This window comes from Actibacterium sp. (genome assembly GCF_041584535.1).
Taxonomy (GTDB): Bacteria; Pseudomonadota; Alphaproteobacteria; order Rhodobacterales; family Rhodobacteraceae; genus Actibacterium_D.
Genome location: NZ_JBFHDW010000004.1, coordinates 1 through 21,538, shown reverse-complemented (window position 1 = coordinate 21,538; position 21,538 = coordinate 1). Strand labels below are relative to the sequence as shown.

General features: G+C 63.1%; 25 protein-coding genes. 16 read left to right on the top strand and 9 right to left on the bottom strand.

The features are described from left to right. On the top strand, positions 1-549 hold a 549-nt coding region (locus ABYW26_RS00570), incomplete at its 5' end, for a magnesium transporter (RefSeq protein ID WP_372602712.1). Next, positions 546-1,100, top strand: a complete 555-nt coding sequence (locus ABYW26_RS00565; protein WP_372602711.1) for a 5-formyltetrahydrofolate cyclo-ligase — start codon at positions 546-548, stop codon at positions 1,098-1,100. The genes ABYW26_RS00570 and ABYW26_RS00565, both read left to right, overlap by 4 nt. Here the strand turns inward: ABYW26_RS00565 and arsC are convergent. From arsC to ABYW26_RS00550, 3 genes are read right to left on the bottom strand one after another with little or no spacing between them, the layout of a single operon-like run. After that, a complete protein-coding gene (arsC, locus tag ABYW26_RS00560) occupies positions 1,097-1,450 on the bottom strand; it encodes an arsenate reductase (glutaredoxin) (RefSeq protein WP_372602710.1) in 354 nt (117 codons plus the stop codon). The two genes, ABYW26_RS00565 and arsC, sit on opposite strands and share 4 nt — an antisense overlap. Continuing rightward, on the bottom strand, positions 1,447-2,505 hold the full coding sequence (locus tag ABYW26_RS00555) for a quinone-dependent dihydroorotate dehydrogenase (RefSeq protein ID WP_372602709.1): 1,059 nt from the start codon (positions 2,503-2,505) through the stop codon (positions 1,447-1,449). The genes arsC and ABYW26_RS00555 overlap by 4 nt, the downstream gene beginning before the upstream one ends. After that, positions 2,502-2,840, bottom strand: a complete 339-nt coding sequence (locus ABYW26_RS00550) for a DUF952 domain-containing protein (RefSeq protein ID WP_372602708.1) — start codon at positions 2,838-2,840, stop codon at positions 2,502-2,504. Before ABYW26_RS00550 ends, ABYW26_RS00555 begins: the two co-directional genes overlap by 4 nt. Positions 2,841-2,953: 113 nt before the next feature. On the opposite strand from ABYW26_RS00550, the gene ABYW26_RS00545 reads away from it, so the two are divergent. Together ABYW26_RS00545 and ABYW26_RS00540 are read left to right on the top strand one after the other, a co-directional pair. Next, positions 2,954-3,262, top strand: a complete 309-nt coding sequence (locus ABYW26_RS00545) for a DUF1992 domain-containing protein (RefSeq protein WP_372602707.1) — start codon at positions 2,954-2,956, stop codon at positions 3,260-3,262. 6 nt (positions 3,263-3,268) lie between these two features. Continuing rightward, positions 3,269-3,946 carry an SOS response-associated peptidase gene (locus tag ABYW26_RS00540; RefSeq protein ID WP_372602706.1) on the top strand — a complete coding sequence of 226 codons (678 nt, stop codon included), beginning with the start codon at positions 3,269-3,271 and terminating at the stop codon, positions 3,944-3,946. 99 nt (positions 3,947-4,045) lie between these two features. On the opposite strand, the gene ABYW26_RS00535 is transcribed toward ABYW26_RS00540, so the two are convergent. The 5 genes from ABYW26_RS00535 to ABYW26_RS00515 form a co-directional block, all read right to left on the bottom strand. Then, a complete protein-coding gene (locus ABYW26_RS00535; RefSeq protein WP_372602705.1) occupies positions 4,046-4,744 on the bottom strand; it encodes an ABC transporter ATP-binding protein in 699 nt (232 codons plus the stop codon). Further along, positions 4,737-5,483, bottom strand: a complete 747-nt coding sequence (locus tag ABYW26_RS00530; RefSeq protein ID WP_372602704.1) for an ABC transporter ATP-binding protein — start codon at positions 5,481-5,483, stop codon at positions 4,737-4,739. Before ABYW26_RS00530 ends, ABYW26_RS00535 begins: the two co-directional genes overlap by 8 nt. Further along, positions 5,483-6,430, bottom strand: coding sequence for a branched-chain amino acid ABC transporter permease (locus tag ABYW26_RS00525; RefSeq protein WP_372602703.1), 948 nt, complete (start codon positions 6,428-6,430; stop codon positions 5,483-5,485). Before ABYW26_RS00525 ends, ABYW26_RS00530 begins: the two co-directional genes overlap by 1 nt. A 4-nt stretch (positions 6,431-6,434) precedes the next feature. Next, entirely contained in the window at positions 6,435-7,304 is an 870-nt protein-coding gene (locus ABYW26_RS00520; RefSeq protein ID WP_372602702.1) for a branched-chain amino acid ABC transporter permease, read from the bottom strand. A gap of 72 nt (positions 7,305-7,376) precedes the next feature. Continuing rightward, a complete protein-coding gene (locus ABYW26_RS00515) occupies positions 7,377-8,534 on the bottom strand; it encodes an ABC transporter substrate-binding protein (protein WP_372602701.1) in 1,158 nt (385 codons plus the stop codon). Positions 8,535-8,697: 163 nt separating this feature from the next. Here ABYW26_RS00515 and ABYW26_RS00510 point away from each other — a divergent pair, with 163 nt between their 5' ends. The 11 genes from ABYW26_RS00510 (at position 8,698) to ABYW26_RS00460 (ending at position 19,812) form a co-directional block, all read left to right on the top strand. After that, positions 8,698-9,165, top strand: coding sequence for a DUF4863 family protein (locus ABYW26_RS00510; RefSeq protein WP_372602700.1), 468 nt, complete (start codon positions 8,698-8,700; stop codon positions 9,163-9,165). Positions 9,166-9,223: 58 nt separating this feature from the next. Continuing rightward, entirely contained in the window at positions 9,224-10,765 is a 1,542-nt protein-coding gene (locus tag ABYW26_RS00505) for a benzoate-CoA ligase family protein (protein ID WP_372602713.1), read from the top strand. Continuing rightward, entirely contained in the window at positions 10,765-11,589 is an 825-nt protein-coding gene (locus tag ABYW26_RS00500; RefSeq protein WP_372602699.1) for an alpha/beta fold hydrolase, read from the top strand. The genes ABYW26_RS00505 and ABYW26_RS00500 overlap by 1 nt, the downstream gene beginning before the upstream one ends. Continuing rightward, a complete protein-coding gene (locus ABYW26_RS00495) occupies positions 11,586-13,139 on the top strand; it encodes a 3,4-dehydroadipyl-CoA semialdehyde dehydrogenase (RefSeq protein ID WP_372602698.1) in 1,554 nt (517 codons plus the stop codon). Before ABYW26_RS00500 ends, ABYW26_RS00495 begins: the two co-directional genes overlap by 4 nt. Then, positions 13,139-13,612 carry a DUF309 domain-containing protein gene (locus ABYW26_RS00490; RefSeq protein WP_372602697.1) on the top strand — a complete coding sequence of 158 codons (474 nt, stop codon included), beginning with the start codon at positions 13,139-13,141 and terminating at the stop codon, positions 13,610-13,612. Before ABYW26_RS00495 ends, ABYW26_RS00490 begins: the two co-directional genes overlap by 1 nt. Before the next feature lie 165 nt (positions 13,613-13,777). Next, positions 13,778-15,436 carry a 2,3-epoxybenzoyl-CoA dihydrolase gene (boxC, locus tag ABYW26_RS00485; protein ID WP_372602696.1) on the top strand — a complete coding sequence of 553 codons (1,659 nt, stop codon included), beginning with the start codon at positions 13,778-13,780 and terminating at the stop codon, positions 15,434-15,436. A gap of 63 nt (positions 15,437-15,499) precedes the next feature. After that, positions 15,500-16,951 (top strand): benzoyl-CoA 2,3-epoxidase subunit BoxB, encoded by a 1,452-nt coding sequence (gene boxB, locus ABYW26_RS00480; protein ID WP_372602695.1) that lies wholly within the window; start codon positions 15,500-15,502, stop codon positions 16,949-16,951. Positions 16,952-17,022: 71 nt separating this feature from the next. Further along, the gene (locus ABYW26_RS00475; protein ID WP_372602694.1) at positions 17,023-17,184 is read left to right on the top strand and encodes a hypothetical protein; all 162 of its coding nucleotides are present in this window, start codon (positions 17,023-17,025) and stop codon (positions 17,182-17,184) included. Then, the gene (boxA, locus tag ABYW26_RS00470; RefSeq protein ID WP_372602693.1) at positions 17,181-18,383 is read left to right on the top strand and encodes a benzoyl-CoA 2,3-epoxidase subunit BoxA; all 1,203 of its coding nucleotides are present in this window, start codon (positions 17,181-17,183) and stop codon (positions 18,381-18,383) included. The genes ABYW26_RS00475 and boxA overlap by 4 nt, the downstream gene beginning before the upstream one ends. Before the next feature lie 14 nt (positions 18,384-18,397). Then, positions 18,398-18,826, top strand: coding sequence for an acyl-CoA thioesterase (locus tag ABYW26_RS00465; protein ID WP_372602692.1), 429 nt, complete (start codon positions 18,398-18,400; stop codon positions 18,824-18,826). A gap of 68 nt (positions 18,827-18,894) precedes the next feature. Further along, positions 18,895-19,812: a helix-turn-helix transcriptional regulator gene (locus ABYW26_RS00460; RefSeq protein ID WP_372602691.1), complete on the top strand. Its 918-nt coding sequence runs from the start codon at positions 18,895-18,897 to the stop codon at positions 19,810-19,812. 12 nt (positions 19,813-19,824) lie between these two features. Here ABYW26_RS00460 and ABYW26_RS00455 read toward each other — a convergent pair whose 3' ends face one another. Then, positions 19,825-20,622 (bottom strand): enoyl-CoA hydratase-related protein, encoded by a 798-nt coding sequence (locus tag ABYW26_RS00455; protein ID WP_372602690.1) that lies wholly within the window; start codon positions 20,620-20,622, stop codon positions 19,825-19,827. Positions 20,623-20,696: 74 nt separating this feature from the next. Here ABYW26_RS00455 and ABYW26_RS00450 point away from each other — a divergent pair. Continuing rightward, the coding region (locus ABYW26_RS00450; protein WP_372602689.1) for an enoyl-CoA hydratase/isomerase family protein at positions 20,697-21,538 on the top strand (842 nt) is incomplete at its 3' end.

The following is a 21,538-nucleotide window of genomic DNA, read 5'->3' as shown; positions in this document are numbered from 1 at the left end:
GGTGTCGGCGAAAGCAGCCTGTCGGACCGGGTGATCGAGACCACCAAGCGGCGTTTGCCGTGGTTGGGGGTGAACCTGATCACCGCGATTCTGGCTTCGTTGGTGATCGACCAGTTCGAGGGCACGATCACGCAACTGGTGGCGCTGGCGGTGCTGATGCCGATCGTGGCCTCGATGGGCGGCAATGCCGGGACGCAAAGCCTGACCGTGGCGGTGCGCGCGATTGCCACCAAGGACTTGACCGGATCGAACCTGTGGCGGGTTGTGCGACGCGAAGCTCTGGTCGGTCTGGTGAACGGTGTGATTTTCGCCGCTGTCATGGGCGGGGTCGGGATGCTGTGGTTCGGCTCGCCGATGCTGGGCGTGGTGATTGGCAGCGCGATGATCATCAATCTGGTGATAGCCGGTCTGGCGGGCATTGTCGTGCCGGTGACGTTAGAGAAACTGGGCGTTGACCCGGCGCTGGCCTCGGGCGCGTTCGTGACCACGGTGACTGATGTGGTCGGCTTTTTCGCGTTTCTGGGGCTGGCCACGATTCTGTTGCTATGACCGGGGTTGCGGCGGCCAAGACAGCGCAGCGTCAGGCGGCGCTGGAGCAGCGGCAGGGGCTGAACACGCCTGCGCGCGTCGCGGCGGCGGGTGAGGCGCTGTATCAGGTCTTGCGCGGCTATCAGGGCAAGGTGATCTCGGGCTATATGCCGATGCGCGGCGAGGCCGATCCGGTGCCGGCGCTGTCGCGTCTGGATGCGTCGATCTGCATGCCGGTGGTTCTGGGCAAGGCCCGGCCTTTGGGGTTTCGCGGTTGGCATCCCGGAGCCGTGATGATCGCCGGGGCGTTTGGCGCGCTGATCCCGGCCGAGGGGCCGGATCTGGTGCCCGAGGTTCTGGTGGTGCCGTTATTGGCCTATGACGGGCGCGGGTATCGGCTGGGCTATGGTGGTGGGTTTTATGACCGCACGCTGCAACAGCTGCGCGCCGCCGGGCCGGTCGTGGCGATCGGCTTTGCCTTTCAGGGGCAGGCGGTCGATGCCCTGACGGTCGAAGCCACCGATCAGCCGATGGATGTTATCGTGACCGAGGCGGGCGCGATCCGGCCTTAGACCTTGAACAGGTCCAAAACCTGTTCCGGCGGACGGCCCAACGCCGCTTTGCCACCCGCGAACACGATCGGGCGTTCGATCAGTTTCGGCGTCGCCGCCATCGCCGCCAGCAGGGTGGCGTCGTCATCGGTTTTGGACAGGCCCGCCTCGGCAAAAGCTGCCTCGTTCACCCGGCAGAATTCGACCGCGCGCAGGCCCAAGGCCGCCTGCGCGGCCTTCAGGTCGTCCAGATCGGGCGCGTCGTCCAGATACAGGCGCACGGTCGGGGTGATGCCGTTTTCCTCAAGCAAGGCAAGGGTTTGCCGAGATTTCGAACAGCGCGGGTTGTGCCAGATGATAACGTCGCTCATAGCCAGTCCTCTCGTCCGGTGCCAACGGCGTCGGCCACGGTATTGAACCCGTCACGGGCCAGAAGATCTTCAAGCCCGTGCACGATGCGCGGCACCAGAGACAAGCCCTGATAGACCATCGCGGAATAAAGTTGCACCGCGCTGGCGCCGGCGCGGATCTTGGCATAGGCCTGTTCCGCCGAGCCAACGCCGCCGACGCCGATCAGCGGCAGCTTGCCCTCGGTCAGCTTCGACAATTGCGCCAGAACGCGGGTGGATTTCTCGAACAGCGGCGCGCCGGACAGGCCGCCGGTTTCGGATTTATGCGCGCTGCGCAGGCCGTCGCGTGACAGGGTGGTGTTGGTGGCGATCACCGCGTCCAGCCCGCTGGAGATCGCGACCTCGGCGATTTCGGCCAGTTCATCGGCGTTCAGATCGGGGGCGATTTTCAGGAAGATCGGGATCGGACGGGCCAGCGCGGCGCGGGTCTGCATCACCCCGGCCAACAGCGCCGACAGCGCCGCCTTGCCTTGCAGATCGCGCAGCTTTTCGGTGTTGGGCGAGCTGACATTGACCGTGGCGAAATCGACATGCGGGCCGCAATGTTCCAGCACCCGGACAAAATCGGCGGCGCGGTCGCTGCTGTCTTTGTTTGCGCCAAGGTTCAGGCCGACGATCGGGCCGGGGGCGCGGGCGGCCAGCCGGGTGGCGATGGCCTGCATGCCGTCGTTGTTAAAGCCAAAGCGGTTGATGACGGCGGCGTCTTCGGTCAGGCGAAACAGGCGCGGGCGCGGGTTGCCGGGCTGGGGCCGGGGGGTGGCGGCGCCGACCTCGACAAAGCCAAAGCCCACGCGCGCCAGCGGCGCCAGCGCCACGGCATTCTTGTCATATCCCGCCGCCAGCCCCAAAGGGTTCGGCAGATCAAGCCCCGCCAGACGCGTCGCCAGCCGGGGCGAGCCATAGACCCCCGGCAGCGGCATCAGACCGGTCTGCAGCGCCGTCAGCGACAACCCATGCGCCCGCTCGGGATCACATTTGTGCAGGACGGCAAGGCCCAGCTTTTCGATCACGCTCATACGACACCTTTCGGAAAGATATGGCCCGTCGCGCCCAGCGGCAGCGACTTGTCCCAGATCACCTCGTCCAGTCGCAGCGGCCGGTAAAGATGCGGGAACAGCGCCCCGCCGCGCGACGGTTCCCATTTCAGAGCCTCGCCCAACGCATCCGAATCGAACGCGACCAGCACCAGATCGCTTTCGTCGGCGAAATGTTTGGCGGCGGTCTCGGCGACCTGCGCGGCGGTCGAGAAATGGATGAATCCGTCCGCCAGATCGACCGGCGCGCCCAATGTTGAGCCGGTATCGCGGAACTCGACCCATTCGGGGCGGCGGAGGATCTTGAAAATCAGCATGTCGGTGACATGCCCTGTGCCGGGACCGCGGTCAATCCCAAGCGCTGCTGCGGTGGGCGATCCGGGGCGTCTGGGGGCTTTTTCTTTGCGGGGCTTGGTGGCATTCTTAGGCCATGGACCATCCGTTGATCGACCTGATTAACGCCCGCATCAAACTGGCCGAGGCCGACGGGGCGTTTGACAACCTGCCGGGCGCGGGCAAGCCCTTGCCGCCCGTTGACGACCCGCAGAACGCGCTGCTGAACCGGCTGGTGCGCGAAAGCGGCGGCGTGCCGGAATTCGTCACCCTCTCGCGTGAGCTTGAGCGGCTGCGCGCCGAATTGCGCGAGGAAAGCGACCGCACCAAGCGCCGCGAGATCATGCGGGAAATGTCGATGATGGATGCGCGGATCGAGATCGCCCGCAAATCCTATTCCCGGTAGGCGCGGATGTGTGGCCGCCTAGCCGTGACCCTGCCGCATGACGCCATGGCGCGGCTGTTCGCGGCCACCCCGGCGAATGACCTGCCGCCGGTGCCCGATTTCAACCTGTGCCCTGGCCAGCAGATCGCGATTGTCGCCAGCACCGAGGGCCAGCGCCGTTTGCGGCCGATGCGCTGGGGCTTTGTGCCGCAGTGGTATAAAACCCCGACCGACGGGCCGCTGCTGATCAATGCGCGGGCGGAAACCATCGCCGAGAAACCGGCCTTTCGCGCCGCCTGCCGCCAACGGCGCGGGCTGATCCCGGCGACGGGCTATTACGAATGGTCGGCGGGGCCGGGCGGGGCGCGGTTGCCGTGGTATATCCACCGCAGCGACGGCGCGCCGATTGCCTTTGCCGCGATCTGGCAGGATTGGGAGCAGGACGGGCAGGGGATCAGCACTTGCGCTATCGTCACCACCCGCGCCAATGACAGCCTGTCGGCGGTGCATGACCGGATGCCGCTGTCCATTGAGCCCCGGGATTGGCCGCTTTGGCTGGGCGAGGCCGGGACCGGCGCCGCAAAGCTGATGCTGCCCGCGCCCGAGGGCCGCTTTGCCTTTCATCGCGTCAGCCCCGAGGTCAACTCGAACCGCGCCGATGGTCCGCAGTTGATCGAACCGTTCACCGACGCCGACCGGGTTTAGCGACAGGACCAGCCACAACCCCAAGCCCTCCATGGGAAGGGCCGGGATCGTGGTCAGCCAGAGCGCGCAAAGGGTCGCGCTTTGATCGTCAGGGTCAGATCAGACGCCCAGCCATTTCTGGTGAGTGTCGCTGTCAGCGGCCAGTTCGGCCGCCGTGCCGTGCCAGACGCATTGCCCGCGCCCGACAAGGCTGATTTCATCGGCCAGACCGGCGGCAAAGTTGAAGTTCTGCTCGACCAGCAGGATCGTCAGGCCTTCGGCTTTCAGGTCTTTCAGCTTGCTGAAGATCTGCTGGATGATGATCGGGGCCAGACCCTCGGTCGGTTCGTCCAGCAACAGGATGCGCGGCTCGGTCATCAGGGCGCGGCCGATGGCCAGCATCTGTTGTTCGCCGCCCGACAATTCATGCCCGCCATTCGACATGCGATTGCCGAGATTGGGGAAAAAGTCGATCACCCGCTCGATGGTCCAGCTGGGATTGGCCGGGGCCAGACGACCGGCCAGTTCAAGGTTTTCCTTCACCGACAGGGCGCCGAACACGTCGCGGGTTTCCGGCACATAGGCCACCCCCATGCGCGACACCTGATGCGGAGCCTTGCCGCCGATCGAGGCGCCATCCAGCAGGATCTTGCCCGCCATCGGCCGCAGGTGGCCGATGATGGTTTTCAACGTGGTCGATTTGCCGACACCGTTGCGGCCCAGCAGGGCGTGCACCGTGCCTTCGCGCACCGTCAGGTCTAGGCCGTGGATCACGCGGGTTTCGCCATAGCCACTTTGGATCGCGTTCAGTTCAAGCATCGGCCTGCCAGCTCCCCAGATAAATATCGCGCACGATCTGATTGCCGCGGGTCTCCTCGGGCGTGCCTTCAAACACCACCTCGCCATAGTTCAGCACGGTGATGCGGTCGGCCACGTCAAAGGCCAGATCCAGATCGTGTTCGATGATGACAACGGTCAGCTCGCGCGGCAGCCGTTGCAGCAGGTGGTGAAACCCGTCGATCATGCTGGGACCGACGCCTGAGGTCGGCTCGTCCATCAGCAGCAGGCGCGGCTTGGTCGCAAGGGCCAGACCGACCTCAAGCTGGCGGCGGTTGCCATAAGACGCGCTGGCCACGGGCCGATCCAGCAGATCGGTCAGGGCGACCTGTTCGGCCACCTCGTCAGCGATTTCCTTCAGGCGCTTGTCCTGAAAGCTGTCGCGGAACAGGGCGCTGGTGTGCCCGGCGCCAGCGGCGGCGGCCAGCATCAGGTTTTCCCGAAACGTCAGGTCTTGGAACAGGTTGTTCTTTTGATAGCTGCGGGAAATCCCGGCGCGGGCGCGTTGGCTGGCGCTGAGACGACTGATGGATTTGCCTTCCAGCAGGATATCGCCCGAGGTCGGTTTCAGCGTCCCGGCCAGCAGGTTAAAGAGCGTGGTTTTCCCGGCGCCGTTCGGGCCAAGAACTACCCGGCGCTCGCCGGCCTCCAACGTGAAGGACACGTTGCGGGTGACATGAATGCCGCCGAAGGATTTGCACAGATTGCGGACTTCCAGCATCACGCGTCCCCCCGCTTGAGCCAATGTTCAAGCTGCCCGTAAATCCCGCGCCCGCCTGCCAGAACGGTCAGGATCAGGGCGGCGCCGACGAACATATGCCAGTGATCGGTATAATTGCTGATCTCGTGCTTCAGCAGCACAAAGACCACCGCGCCGATCGCCGGGCCGATCAATGTGCCCGAACCGCCCAGAATGGCGACGATCAGAACCTCGCCCGAGACCGTCCAGAACAGCAGCTCCGGCGAAATATACTGTGTGTGCTGCGCGGCGATGATCCCGGCAACCCCTGCCAGCAGCGCCGAAAAGCCAAAGCCGCGCATCCGCACCACCCAGGTGGTGACGCCCAGCGCGCGCATCCGGTCCTCGTTGGCGTGAACGCCGCTGAGCGTCCGGCCATAGGCCCCGCGCAACAGCACCGCCGCCGCGACATAGACCAGACCCAGCAGCAGGATCGCGAAGATCGCGAATTGCAGCGAGTCATTCATGTTGATGCCCAGCCATTTGAAATCAAACCGCGGGATGCCGCCCATGCCGTCATCGCCGCCCAGCCAGCGCGACTGAAAGACAAGGGTATAAGCCAACTGCCCGAAGGCCAGCGTGGTCATGATGAAGAAAATGCCGGTGGTGTTCGAGGCGATGCCGCCGACGATGGTGCCACAGACGGCGGCAAAGGCCACGCCCAGCACCGCAGCGGGCAGGGGCGGCAGGCCGAATTTCACCGTCAGCACGCTGTAGCCATAGGCCGACAGGCCCATCAGCGCGCCGTGGAACAGCGACACCATGCCGCCGAAGCCCGAGACGATATCCAGGCTGACCGCCAGAATGGCCAGAATGGTGATTTCCAGCACGATCTCGCGGGCGAAATAGCCTCCGGTGGCGGCATAGGTGGCCAGACCGGCCAGAACTGCGATCAGGGCGAAGGTGCGAAGCGGGGTTTGACGAAACATTGCTTTAACCCCGCGCCGGAATCAGGCCCTGCGGGCGCAGAACAAGAATGGCGGCCAGCAGCAGATAGACGCTGATCGCGGCAAAGCCGGGCAGAACCGCGGCACCAAGGGTTTCAAGGAACCCGACGATCAGGGCGCCGACGACCGCGCCTTGCAGGCTGCCAAGGCCTCCGATCACCACGACGATCAGGGTCGGGATCAGGATCGAGATCCCCATACCCGTAGTGGCCGAGAACACCGGCGCCGCAACGACGCCCGCCAGACCGGCCAGCGCGCAGCCGACGCAGAACACCAGAAAGAACAGCCGACCGACATTGATCCCCATCGCGGCGGCCATGTGTTCGTTTTCAACCCCGGCACGGATCATCGCGCCGATCTGGGTGCGGTTCAGGATCACCATCAGCACCCCCATCACGACAAGGCCCAGCGCGATGATGAACAGCCGATACGTCGGATAATCGACGCCAAAGATATGGCTGGCGCCCTGAAACATTTTCGGAGCATCAAGGCCAAGGGCAATATCGCCCCAGCCGATGCGCACCGCATCGAGAAAGACAAAGATCAGGCCGAAGGTCACCAGCACCTGATTCATCGGCCCGGCCTGTCTTAACCGGTCGATCAGGGTGAAATACAGCACCGCTCCGATTGCCATGACGGCCAGAGGTGCCAGCAGGAAGGCGGCCCAATAGCTGCCGGTGGCGGCGGCGATGCTGACCCCGACATAGGCGCCAAGCATATACAGCGCGCCATGGGCAAGGTTGATGAAATGGAGCAGGCCGAAGATCACGGTCAGCCCGATCGACAGCAAGAACAGCAGCATCGAGTATTGAAGCGCGTTCAGAAATTGCAGAATCCAGAAGCCGGCATCGGTCATGGCAGACAGTCCCCCTGAGAAAATGGTCTTCCCCGCGCGCCGGACGATCGGGCGCGGGGAAGTAGGGCAGGCTTATTGCAGAGCGCAACCGTTGGGCGCGTCACGCACGCCTTCGACCACACCAACGACTTTCTGGGTCAGAGCATCGCCGTCCTTGACGGTTTCATAGATATAGATGTTCTGAACCACGTTGTTGGTGGCGGGGTCGATTTCCAGCGGACCGCGCGGACCGGTGTAGCTGACCTTGGGCAGGGCAGCAGCGATCGACTTGCGATCGGTGGCACCGGAATCCAGCGCGCCCAGCAGAACGCGGGCCGAGTCGTAACCCTGAACCGCGTATTCCGACGGGGTGCGGCCGAAACGTTCCTTGAACGCCGCGACAAAGGCGTTGTTCTCGGGGGTGTCCAGCGTCGGCACGTAATGCAGCGAGGTTTTCACACCCACGGCGGCATCGCCCTCGGCAGCCACATACAGCGGCGAAGTCAGGAAGCCCGAGCCGAACAGCGGCACGTCAGCGGCCATGCCGAAGCTGCCATATTGTTTGACAAAGCTGATGGCCTCGCCACCGGCATAGAACACAAAGATCGCATCCGGGTTGGCAGCGCGGGCATTGGTCAGGTAGGGGCCGAAGTCCTTGGTCTGACCGAACGGCGTGTATTCCGAGCCGATGATCTCGCCGCCGGCTTCGGTGAAGGCTGCGGTGAAGTTGTCGATCATCTGGTGACCGGCAGCATAATCAGACGCCAGCGTATAGACCTTCTGAATGCCCTGATCGTGCATCCACTGGCCCATCGGGCGGTTGACCTGGCCGTTCGAGAACGACACGCGGGTGATATAGGGGCTACAGGCGGCGCCGGTGGCGGCGTCGTTGCCAGCGTTCGATACGATCAGCGGCACTTCGGCTTCGTGGATGAAGTCACGCATCGCGCCCAAAACGCCCGACGAAACCACGCCGACGATCACGTCGACTTCGTCTTGCAGCACCAGTTTACGCGCCTTGGCCAGACCGACCGGCGGTTTGACTTCGGTGTCTTCGCGGACGATCTTGATGTCATCTGCGCGACCGGCTTCTTCCAGTGCAAAAACGAAACCGTCGTCGATTTCGTTCCCCAGCGCGGCGAACACACCAGATTTGGGCAGCAGCAAGCCCACGGTGGTTTCGGCCAAAGCGGCGGTGCTGATGGTGGTCAGGGCAGCGGCAACGGCCAGCCCGGAGATATATTTCTTCATAGGTTCCTCCCTTTGAGTGCGGACAAGATCCTCCTCAGACCTTGGTGCGACTCTGGTTTTATGCAAAAAAGTGCATCCAGTAAAGCAATATGTTGCATAATGGTGCAGAAAGTGCATTATAAAGCATAATTGACGATGCGCGATTCTTGCCAGGGAGGGAATGATGTCCGCTGAAAGCTTTGCTGAACTGATTGGGGAAATTGCCGGTTCGATCACGGGCCGGGCGCTGGATTCCGATCTTGAGGCCTATCTGAACGCCACATACCCCGCCGAGGGCGAGGCGTTTCAGCGTCTCAAGCAGGAATGCCAGACCGGCGAGGCCGAAGGCTGGCTGGTCTCGCGCGAGGCTGGCGGGGTCAAGTTCGGCCGCGCGATCAAGCCCGACACTTCGGCGGCGGAATTCAGTGTCGATGTCGTGCGTATGAAAGATGTCCGCGGTCCGCACCACGTGCACACCACCGGCGAGATCGGCGCGATCATGGCGTTGGACGGTGAACCGCGTTTCGACGGCAAGCCCGAAGGATGGTATGTATACGGTCCGGGCAGCGCACATTTCCCGACGGTCCGCGGTGGAGACGCCTATGTGCTGTATCTGCTGCCGGGCGGGGCAATCGAATTTACTGGCAAGTAACAAAAGACAGTCAGGGCCCGGCCCGCTGCGCTTCTAGGGAGGAGAAGACGTGGAAACGATCATCAACGAGAATGCCGCACTTTATTTCATTGACCGGCATATTGACGAAGGCCGCGCCGACAAGGTCGCCTACCGCGAAGCTGACGGCGACAAGCGCACGCTGACCTATGGTCAACTGGCCGAGGAAACCGGTCGCTTTGCCGGCGCGCTAAGCCGCCACGGCGTGCGCCGGGAAGAGCGCGTTGCGATGATCGTCCGCGATCAGCTGGAATTCCCGATCGTGTTCTGGGGCGCGCTTAAGGCGGGTGCGATTCCGGTGCCGATGAACACGCTTCTGGCCGCCGACATCTATGAAAACATGCTGAACGACAGCCGCGCGACGATTCTGGTCGTCTCTGAGGCGCTGTGGGAAACCGTGCGCCCGGCGCTGGACGGCAACCGCTTCCTGCGCGCCGTCGTGGTGATCGGCAAAGGCAAGGCGCCCTACGGGACCGAGCGTTACGACGAATTCGTCAAGGACGCGCCGATCGAAGACGCGGTCGAAGCCTGCGGCGATGAACTGGCGTTCTGGCTGTATTCTTCGGGCTCGACCGGCACGCCGAAAGGTGTGCGTCACGTGCATTCGTCGCTGCGTGCCACCGCTGACACGTTTGGCCAGCAAGTGCTGGGCCTGCGCGAAGATGACGTGGTGTTCTCGGTCGCCAAGATGTTCTTTGCCTATGGGCTGGGCAATGCCATGTCCTTCCCGCTGTCTGTCGGGGCGACCACCGTTCTGTTCAGCGGCCGCCCGACCCCGGACAGCGTGTTCGACATCATGGCCGCCGAGCGCCCGACGATCTTTTGCGGTGTGCCGACGCTGTATGCCGCGCTGGTGAACGAGCAAGAGAAAAAGGGCACCGCGCCCGAACACAATATTCGCCTGTGCACCTCGGCGGGCGAGGCTTTGCCGCGCGAAGTGGGCGAGCGCTGGGAATCGCTGTGGAAGGCCGAGATCGTCGATGGCGTCGGCTCGACCGAGATGCTGCATATCTTCCTGTCGAACCGCCCCGGCGACATCATCTATGGCACCTCGGGCACCCCGGTGCCGGGGTATGAGGTGCGTCTGGTCGACGAGCACGACGAAGAGGTCGAAGGCTCGGACGTGGGCGAATTGCTTGTGCGCGGCCCGTCCAGCGCCGAAGGCTATTGGAACCGCCGCAACAAATCGCTGTCGACCTTTGCCGGGCACTGGACCCGCACCGGCGACAAGTATGAGCGCACCCCCGAGGGCCGGTTCGTCTATTGCGGCCGTGCTGATGACATGTTCAAGGTCTCGGGCATCTGGGTCTCGCCGTTCGAAGTCGAACAGGCGCTGGTCGAACACCCCGCCGTTCTGGAAGCCGCTGTTGTGGCCCATAAGAACGAGGAAGGCCTTGAAAAGCCGGCCGCCTTTATCGTGCTGAAAGACGGGGCCGATGCGTCGGTTGTGTCCGAGCTGAAAGAGTTCGTCAAAACCAAGATCGGCATGTGGAAATATCCGCGCTGGATCACCGTGGTCGACGAACTGCCGAAAACCGCGACCGGCAAGATCCAGCGCTTCAAACTGCGCGAGACCGCGTGATGGCGGTCGAATGGTCTGAAACCCCCGGTGCGTTGCTGCCGGTGGCGGGGCGGGGGCTGGAATATGCTTGTTACGGCCCGGCCCCGGATCAGGCGCCGACCATCGTGATGCTGCACGAGGGGCTGGGATGCGCGGCGCTGTGGCGGGATTTTCCGCAGGCGCTGGCGCAGGCCACCGGCTGGGGTGTGTTCGTGTTTTCGCGCGCGGGCTATGGCCAGTCCGATCCCTGCGACATGCCGCGCCCGCTGGACTATATGACCCGCGAGGCCCTTGACGTGCTGCCGCATGTTCTGGACGCGATCGGCTTTCATTCCGGCATCCTGATGGGCCATTCCGATGGCGCGACCATCGCCGCGATCTATGGCGGCAGCGTCGAGGATCACCGGGTGCGCGGTCTGGTGCTGATGGCGCCGCATTTCTTTACCGAGGACATGGGGCTGGCCGAGATCGCTCAGGCGAAAGTGGCGTATCAGACCACGGACCTGAAACAAAAGATGGCTCGCTATCACCGTGACCCCGAGATGACGTTCCGGGGCTGGAATGACAGCTGGCTGCACCCCGATTTCAAGGCGTGGAACGTGGCGGATGTGATCGACTATATCCGCGTCCCGGTTCTGGCCATCCAGGGGGTGCAGGACCAATACGGCACCGAAGCGCAGATCACCGAAATCACCAGCCGCTGCTATGCGCCGGTCGATGTCGAGATGTTGCAGGATTGCCGGCACGCGCCGCAATTCGATCAGACCGAAAAAACTCTGGCGGCGGTGGCGGAATTTACCGCGCGGTTGCGCCGGATCGAGACAGTCGAGGTAAAAACCGCATGAAACTTGAAAGCTATCTGTCGGGTCAGTGGGTGGCCGGTTCGGGCGCAGGGCGTCCGCTGGTCAATCCGGTCACGGGTGCAGAAATCGCGCGGGCCGATGCCTCGGGTCTGGATCTGGCAGGCGGGATCGCCTTTGCCCGTGACACCGGTGGCGCGGCGCTGGGGGCGCTGACCTTTGCTGAACGCGGAGAGCTGCTTAAGGCGGTGGCCGATGTTCTGATCGCCAACCGCGACGCCTATGTGCGGATCGCCCGCGAGAATTCCGGCAACACGGCGTCCGATGCCTCGGTCGATATCGATGGCGGGATTGTCACGCTGAAAACCTATGCGCGGTTGGCGAAATCGCTGGGCAATGCCCGCAGCCTGATCGAACCCGGTCAGGATCAGCTTGCCCGCGATCCGGTGTTCTTTTCGCGCCATGTCTGGACCTCGCGCCCCGGCGTTGCGGTTCAGGTCAATGCGTTCAACTTTCCGTCGTGGGGCATGTGGGAAAAGGTTGCCGTGGCGCTGTTGGCCGGGGCGCCCAGTCTTGCCAAGCCCGCGACCGCGACGTCGCTGCTGTCCTATCAGATGGTGCGCGATGTGATTGCTGCCGGGGTTCTGCCCGCAGGTGCGCTGTCGCTGATCTGCGGCGGTGGCGAAGGTCTGGTCGATGCGCTGGGCCCGATGGATTCGATCGCCTTTACCGGCTCGGCCGACACCGGCGCGATGTTCCGGCAGGCGCTGGCAGGCCGCGCCGCCGCGCCGCGTCTGACAGTTGAGGCCGACAGCGTCAACGCCACGATCCTTGGCCCCGATGTCACCCCCGACAGCCCGGTTTTCGATCTTGCCCTGCGCGAGGCCGCCAAGGCGCTGACCATCAAGGCCGGTCAGCTGTGCACCAACATCCGCCGCATCCTCGTTCCGGCTGCGCTGGCCCCGGCCTTTGCCGAGGCGTTGGGCGCGAAAGTTTCGGCGCTGGCCGTTGGCGATCCCGCTGATGAGGCCACCCGCGTCGGGCCGCTGATCAACGTGGCGCAGCGCGATACCGCGCTGGAAAACATCGCCCGTCTGGGGGCCGAGGCCCGCACCGTGGCAACCGCAAGCCTGCCCGATGTCGCGCCCAATTCCGGCTTTGTCGCGCCGCAACTGCTGTTGTGTGACGATCCCACCGCGGCCCGCGCCGTGCACGAGATCGAGGTTTTTGGCCCTTGTGCCACCATCCTGCCTTACGCCGATCTGGATCAGGCGGTTCAGCTTGGCGCGGCGGGCGAGGGGTCTTTGGCGCTGAGCCTGTTCTCGGATGACCGCGCCGTTCAGGCCGGAGTCGTTGCCGGGCTGGCGCCGTGGCATGGCCGCATCCTGATGGTCGATGCTGAAGTGGGTCGCAACCATACCGGCCATTCGATCGTGATGCCGCAATGTGCGCATGGCGGCCCCGGCCGTGCCGGTGGTGGCGAAGAACTGGGCGGCGCCCGTGGTTTGCGCTTTCACATGCAGCGCACCGCGATTCAGGGCGGCCCGTCGGCACTGGCGGCCCTGGCTGATGCAGCTTGCGAGCTGTCGCTCTGATGCCAGAGGCGCAGGGCATCGGGTTTCCGACCCATGCCTATGTGCCGGGTCGGACCGACCGCCACCCCGAGGGCGCGTTCAGCGCCCTGCGCGGGACGGTTCGGGATGGGGATGGCCCGGTGCAACTGGCCGCCTCGGCTGCGTGGCGGCACGGTCTGGTTTGGCTACAGGCGGGCTATTTCTGGGAGGCGCACGAGATGTTCGAGCCTGTCTGGATGGCCCTGCCATCCGATAGCGCTGAACGGCGCTTCGTGCAGGCGCTGATTCAGGTGGCCAATGCCCGGCTTAAGCTGGCGATGGCCCGGCCTTCGGCGGCGCTGCGGTTGGTTGGACTGGCGCGGGACCTGCTGTCTCAATGCATGACGCCGGACGTTGAACGGGTGATGGGATGCGATCTGAACGTCGTTCTTGCCCGGCTGGCGCAGATCGAACAACAGGCGAATCTGGCGCTGGGAACCCGTGCTGACCCTTAGAAATGCAAAATAATGCATAAATGACCAAGGGTCGTTTTGGCCTGAAATAGCTAAGTAGCTGAAAAATAACAAAACTAAATAAGCACTATAATACACAAACCGCTTCCCGCAGAAGCAAATGCGCACTATAATGCAGATAACAAGATATCCTGGAGGAGACGCGACGTGACCAAGGTTATTGATTTTCAGACTGACCCCTCGAAATATCGCCACTGGCGTGTCGAGTATGATGGCCCGGTGGCCAACCTGTTTATGGACGTTGATGAGAACGGCGGCCTGTTCGACGGCTATCAGCTTAAGCTGAACTCGTATGACCTGGGCGTCGACATTGAGCTGGCCGATGTGATCCAGCGGATGCGCTTTGAACACCCCGAGGTCAAGACAGTCGTCATGCAGTCCGGCAAGGACAAGGTGTTCTGCGCTGGTGCGAACATCCGCATGCTGGGCGGCGCGGCCCATGCCCATAAGGTGAACTTCTGTAAATTCACCAACGAGACCCGCAACACCTTTGAGGCCGCCGAGGTCGACTCGGGCCAGAAATACATCTGCGCCGTGCGCGGCGCCTGTGCCGGTGGCGGCTATGAGCTGGCTCTGGCCTGTAACTATATCATGCTGACCGACGACAGCTCGTCCAACGTGGCGCTGCCCGAAGTTCCGCTGCTGGCGGTTCTGCCCGGCACCGGCGGTCTGACCCGCGTCACCGACAAGCGCAAAGTGCGCCGCGATCTGGCCGACGTGTTCTGCTCGATCGAAGAGGGCGTCAAAGGCAAGCGGGCGCTGGACTGGCGTCTGGTGGACGAAGTGGTTCCGAATTCGAAATTCGACGCCGCCGTGTCCGAACGTGCCCATGAATTCGCCGCCAACTCGGCCAAGGCCGATGTGGAAAAAGGCATCACCCTGACGCCGCTGGACCGCAGCTTTGGCCACGACAGCGTCACCTATTCGCTGGTCGAGGTCGCGATCGACCGCGCTGGCCGCAAAGCCACCGTCACCCTGCATGGCCCCGACACGCCGGCCCCGGCGTCGATGGACGAAGTCGCGGCACAGGGTGCGAACACCTACCTGCTGCGTCTGGCCCGCGAACTGGATGATGCGATCCTGCACATGCGCCTGAATGAGATGGAAATCGGTCTGCTGGCGCTGCGCACTCAGGGCGACCCGGATCAACTGTTGGCCCACGAGCAACTGCTGCTGGACAACAAGGATCACTGGCTGGCGAACGAAATCCTGAAATACTGGAAACGCGTGCTGAAACGCGTCGACATGACCTCGCGGTCGCTGGTTGCGCTGGTCGAGCACGGCTCGTGCTTTGCCGGGGTTCTGGCCGAGCTGCTGTGGTCGGTCGATCGCAGCTACATGATGGAAGGCGAGTTCGAAGGCGACAACCGCCCGCTGGCAACCATCAAGCTGGCCAGCTCGAACTTTGGCGATTACCCGATGGGCAACGACCTGACCCGTCTGCAAACCCGCTTTCTCGGCACCCCCGAGGCCGTCGACGCCGCCAAGGCCGCGATCGGCACTGACATTGATGCAGAGGCAGCTCAGGATCTGGGCCTTGTCACCTACATCATGGACGATATCGACTGGGAAGACGAAATCCGCATCTTCATGGAAGAGCGGGCCAGCTTCTCGCCCGATGCAATGACCGGCATGGAAGCAAACCTGCGCTTTGCCGGCCCCGAAACGATGGAAACGCGCATCTTCGGCCGCCTGACCGCCTGGCAAAACTGGATCTTCCAGCGCCCCAACGCGGTGGGCAAAGACGGCGCCCTGCAACGCTATGGCACCGGTGTGCGTGGCGATTACAACATGCAGCGCGTCTGACCTGACCCCAGACCCAACAGATACCGGTGCGTGCGGGAGCGCACCGGAAACAGGAGGAACTCAATGCTCGATCTTATCAATGTCAGCTATGACACCCAAATTCCCAACAACGTGGGCCTCAGCTCGGACAAGCGCGTTCTGAAGGCGCTGGAAAAATGGCACCCCGGCTATATCAGCTGGTGGAGTGACCTGATCCCCCAGAACTTCCAGAAATCGGACGTGTATCTGCGGACCGCTGTCAGCGTGGACCCCAAAGGCTGGGCCAAGTTCGACTATGTGAAGATGCCGGAATACCGCTGGGGTGTTCTGCTGGCGCCGCAAGTCGAAGGCCGCACCATTCCCTGTGGTGAACACGCGGGTCAGCCCGCATGGCAGGAAGTGCCGGGCGAATACCGCAACCTGATGAAACGCCTGATCGTCATTCAGGGCGACACCGAGCCGGCATCGGTCGAACAGCAGCGTTTCCTCGGCAAGACCGCGCCGTCGCTTTACGACATGCGCAACCTGTTCCAGGTCAACGTCGAAGAAGGCCGTCACCTGTGGGCGATGGTGTATCTGCTGCACAAATATTTCGGGGCCGATGGCCGCGAAGAAGCCGATGATCTGCTGCGTCGTCAGTCGGGTTCGGAAGAAGCTCCGCGTATGCTGGGCGCCTTCAACGAAGAAACCCCGGACTGGCTGTCGTTCTTCATGTTCACCTACTTCACCGACCGTGATGGCAAGATGCAGCTGGAATCGCTGGCTCAGTCGGGCTTTGACCCGCTGTCGCGCACCTGTCGCTTCATGCTGACCGAAGAAGCTCACCACATGTTCGTCGGTGAAACCGGTGTCGGCCGCACGATCGAGCGCACCTGTCAGGTGATGAAGGAAAACGGCATCGATGATCCCTATGACATCGACCGTATCCGCGCCCTGGGCGTGATCGACCTGCCGCTGATCCAGAAGAAACTGAACCTGCACTACACCCTGTCGCTGGACTTGTTTGGCCAAGAGGTTTCGACCAACGCCGCCAACGCGTTCAATGCGGGTATCAAAGGCCGGTACATGGAAAACCGGATCGAAGACGACCACAAGCTGACCAACGACACCTACAAAGTGTGGGATATGGTCGATGGCAAGCTGGTGCAGCACGAAGTTCCGGCCTTGACCGCGATCAACATGCGTCTGCGCGACGATTACAGCCGCGATGCCGCGGGTGGCGTTGGCCGCTGGAACAAGATCATCGAGAAATCTGGTATCCAGTTCGAGATGAAACTGCCGCACGAAGCGTTCAACCGCAAAATCGGCGTCTTCGCCGACAAGCTGTTCAGCCCCGAAGGCGAGCTGCTGTCGGGTGCCGATTATGACTCGGGCGTCAAAGACTGGCTGCCGACCCATGCCGATGGCGACTATATTCAGTCGCTGATGGTTCCGGTCATCGAGCCGGGCAAATTCGCTGGTTGGATTTCGGCCCCGAAAGTGGGCATCGACAACAAGCCGGGCGATTTTGAATACGTCAAACTGCATATGGCCTAAGGTCATCCGGGGCAGGGCGGCCATGTGCCGCCCTGCCTTTGCCAACACATAAAGACGACAGGGAGGGTCGCATGGACATTGAGATGAACGCGCGTCAGCGCGAAGCCGGACATATCGCGCGCCTCAAGGCCGCCTGCCTTGATTGCGAGGATTGCCACGGCAAATGCCCGCAGTTTCAGGAACTGGCACACCTTCCCGAAATTCTCCTGAAATCCAAAGGGGCACGGGTATGAACCAACCGCTTAAGCAACATCTGATCGACCCGGAAATCTGCATTCGTTGCTACACATGCGAGATGACCTGCCCGATCGAAGGCGCAATCGTGCATGACGCCAACAACGTGGTGATCGATGCCGACAAATGCGAATTCTGCATGGCCTGTATCCCGGTTTGCCCCACTGGTTCGATCGACGAATGGCGGATTGTGAACACGCCCTATTCGCTGGACGACCAATTCGGCTGGGCTGAACTGCCCGAGCAAGAGGAAATCCTGACCGGCGGCGGCTCTGACGCAGCGACCTCGCTTGAGGCACTGGACGACGCCATGGCGGCGCTGCTGGCCGACGCGCACAAGGGCGCGGGCGGCAAGGCCAAGGCCCCGGCGACGGCCTCGAAGCCGACGATCAACATGTATAATCTGGCCAACCCGATCACCGCCAAGGTGCAGGGCAGCTATCGCCTGACGGCCGAAGGCGCCGACACCGATGTGCGCCACATCATTCTGGATTTCGGCGGCAAGCCCTTCCCGGTTCTCGAAGGTCAAAGCATCGGCATCATCCCGCCGGGCACCGGTGCCGACGGCAAACCGCATCTGCCGCGGCTCTATTCGATCTCCAGCCCGCGCGATGGTGAACGTCCGAACTATGGCAACGTGTCGCTGACCGTGAAACGGCACGAGCAGGGCGTCTGTTCGAACTATGTCTGCGATCTGAAAATGGGCGACGAGGTTCAGGTCACCGGGCCGTTCGGCTCGACCTTCCTGATGCCCGACGACCCGCAGGCGCGGCTGCTGATGATCTGCACCGGCACCGGCTCGGCGCCGTTCCGCGCCTTTACCATGCGCCGCCAGCGCACGGTCGGCAACAAAAGCGGCGGTATGGTGATGTTCTTTGGCGCGCGCACGCCCGACAGCCTGCCGTATTTCGGCCCGCTGGGGAAAATCCCCGACAGCCTGCTGAAAAAGCATCTGGTGTTCAGCCGCATTCCCGGCGTGCCGAAATCCTATGTGCAGGATCAACTGATCGTCGAGGAAGAGGCAATTGCCGACATGCTGACCGACCCGAACACCTATATCTATATCTGCGGTCTGCGCGGCATGGAGGAGGGCGTCGAGAAAGCCTTTACCAATATCGCCGAAAGCATCGGCACCCAATGGGTCGCGCTGCGTGACACCATGCGAAGCGAAGGCCGCTATCACGTCGAGACCTACTGATCAGGAGCAAAACCATGGCGGCAACCGCCCCGTTTGAACACGAGATCCGCGTGACGTGGGGCGATTGCGACCCGGCCAAGATCGCCTATACCGGGCGTCTGCCGTGGTTCGCGCTGGATGCGATCAACGCGTGGTGGGAACATCATCTGGGCGGCGACGGCTGGTTCCAGATGGAGCTGGACCGCAATCTGGGCACGCCCTTTGTTCATCTGAGCATGAATTTCAGTTCGCCGGTGACTCCGCGGCACCGGCTGATCTGTGCGGTGCGTCCGGTCCGGCTGGGCGACACCTCGATCGAGTTCGAAGTCATCGGCCGCCAGAACGGCAAGACCTGCTTTGACGGCCGTTTCGTCTGTGTGTTCAGTCAGGCCGACACGTTCACCAAAACCAAGCCTCCAGAGGAGATCCGCGCGATCATCGCCCCGCTACTTGCAGGGGGTTGATTGAAATCAATTGTGCCAAACTTAAAACCAGATAAGATGTGCGCTATAGTGCATGATCGGAAGTCCGAATGGGCGAAATAACTAATTTTAAGGGTGAAACAACGCCCAGTGACCGCCGCTCGTTTGTTGATGCGGCTGTTGATGCACTGATCGCACGGGTCGGTGAACGTGTGCGCAAGGCCCGCGAGCTGAAGGGCATTCCGCGCCGGGTTCTGTCGGAAATTTCCGGGGTCTCGCCGCGCTATCTGGCGCAGCTCGAAGCGGGCGAGGGCAATATCTCGATCGGACTGTTGCAACGGGTCGCCACGGCGCTGGATCACCGGATCGAGTGGCTGATGGGCGAAGAAGATCCGTGGACGTCGGACGTGCTGCGGATGGCCGAACAATTCCGCGCCGCCAATCTGGAAACCCGCCAGCGGGTGATCGACCTGTTGAACCCGATCCCGGCCTCGGCGATGCGGGCGCGGCGGATTTGTCTGATCGGCCTGCGCGGCGCCGGGAAATCGACGCTGGGCGCGATGGCCGGTGCGACGCTGGGCATTCCCTTTGTCGAATTGAACCGCGAGATCGAAGAACAAAGCGGCATGCCGATCAACGAGGTGATGGCGCTGTATGGTCAGGAAGGCTATCGCAAGCTGGAAGCGCAGGCCCTAAGCCGGGTGATCGCCACCCATGACACGATGATTTTGGCGGTCGCGGGCGGGATCGTGGTCGAACCCGACACCTATACGACCCTCTTGAACCATTTCCACACGATCTGGCTGACCGCCAGCCCCGAAGAACACATGGACCGCGTGCGGGCGCAGGGCGATACCCGGCCGATGGCTGGCAATGCCGAGGCGATGTCGCAGCTCAAGACGATCCTGACCAACCGCCTGCCGCTGTACGAGCGGGCCTTGGCGCGTCTGGATACCTCGGGCAAGCCGCTGAAGACCTCGCTTGCAGACCTGCTGACGCTGATCAAGGAACGCGGGTTCCTCGACTAGGCCGCGCCCGGCTTAGTCTTTACCGAATTCCGGCGGACGGCGTTCAAGAAATGCCAGAACACCCTCGGCATAATCCGGGTGGCGCCCGGCGATGCCTTGCAGGCGGGCCTCTTCGGCCAGATAGCTTTGCAGATCGGGCATATCCTGCGCCGCGCGCAAGGCGGTCTTGATGCCCGACATCGCCATCGCCGGTTTCGCCACCAGCCGTTTCAGCAGCGCCGCATGTTCGGCGGCCAGCATGTCATCGGGCACCGCTTTCCAGATCAGCCCGCTTTCGGCGGCTTCTTCGGCAGTCAGGAAATCGCCCAGCATCAGGATCGCCCGCGCCCGCGCCGGACCCAGCGCCCGCACCAGCGCCCGACCGCCGCCCGCATCGACCGACAGCCCGACATTCGAAAAGGATTGTACGAATTTCGCTGATTCCCCGGCGATCACCATGTCCGCCGCCAGTGCCAGACTGGACCCGGCCCCGGCGGCCACGCCGTTGACGCAGGCCACCACCGGCTGCGGCGCATCAATCAGCGCCGTGACCACAGGGTGAAACAATTCGATTTGCAGCTTTTCCAGATCCAGCGGCGCGGTCAGTTTGCGCGGATCGCGGTCCGCAAGATCCTGCCCGGCGCAAAAGGCCCGTCCGGCCCCGGTGATCGAAATCACCCGCACATCGCTGCGGCTGGCGGCATCCTGGGCGGCCTCGGCGAACGCAAGCAACAGATCGCGGGTCAGGGCGTTCAGACGCTCGGGTCGATTCAGCGTAATATGGGCAATTCCGTCTACGCGGGAATACAAAAGCGGGCTATCGTTTGTCATGGCGATCCGTGATTATAATTTGCAATATAGTGCCTATTTGGGCATTATATAGCATCAATTTGAGGGGGAATCAAATGGCGGTTAAGTGTCGGCGTGACGGAGCGGCAGGGATTGTGGAACTGGACAATCCTCCGGTGAACGCGATGGGGCTGGCCCTGCGCCAAGGCCTTATGGCCGCTGTGGACTGGGCCGAAAACCAGCCCGGGCTTGACCGGGTGATCGTCACCGGCATGGGCCGTGTCTTTGCCGCCGGGGGCGATGCCCGCGAATTCGATGCCCCGCCGGTGGCGCCGCATCTGCCGGACGTTCTGAATCGGATCGAATCGTGCTCGGTGCCGTGGATTGCCGCAGCACATGGGGCCGCTTTGGGTGGTGGGCTGGAACTGATGCTGGCCTGCCGCTATCGCATCGCCGCCCCCGGCACCCAACTGGGTCTGCCCGAGGTGACGCTGGGCGTGGTGCCCGGCGCCGGTGGCACGCAGCGCCTGCCGCGCCTTGTCGGCACCGCCCGCGCGGCCGAGCTGATTTCGACCGGCAAGGCGCTTACCGCCGAGGCCGCGCTGGCCGATGGCATCATCGACGCCGTGGCCGAAGACCCGCTGGCCGAAGCGATGATGGTGGTGGGCGAGGCGCTGGACACGCTGCCGATCGTCTCGACCTTGCCCGCGCCCGAGCCGGACGCCGATGCAATCGCCGCCGCCCGCGCCGCCGCTGACAAGAAACAACGCGCCCAGATCGCGCCGCAGCGGGCGCTGGATCTGATCGAGATTTCCGCCTCGGTGCCGTTTGACGAGGCGCTTGAGCAGGAACGCGAGACCTTTATCACCCTGCGCAACGGCACACAGGCCCGCGCCCTGCGGCACATCTTTTTCGCCGAACGTGGCGCCAAGGCCCCTGACTGGCTGACCGCTGCACC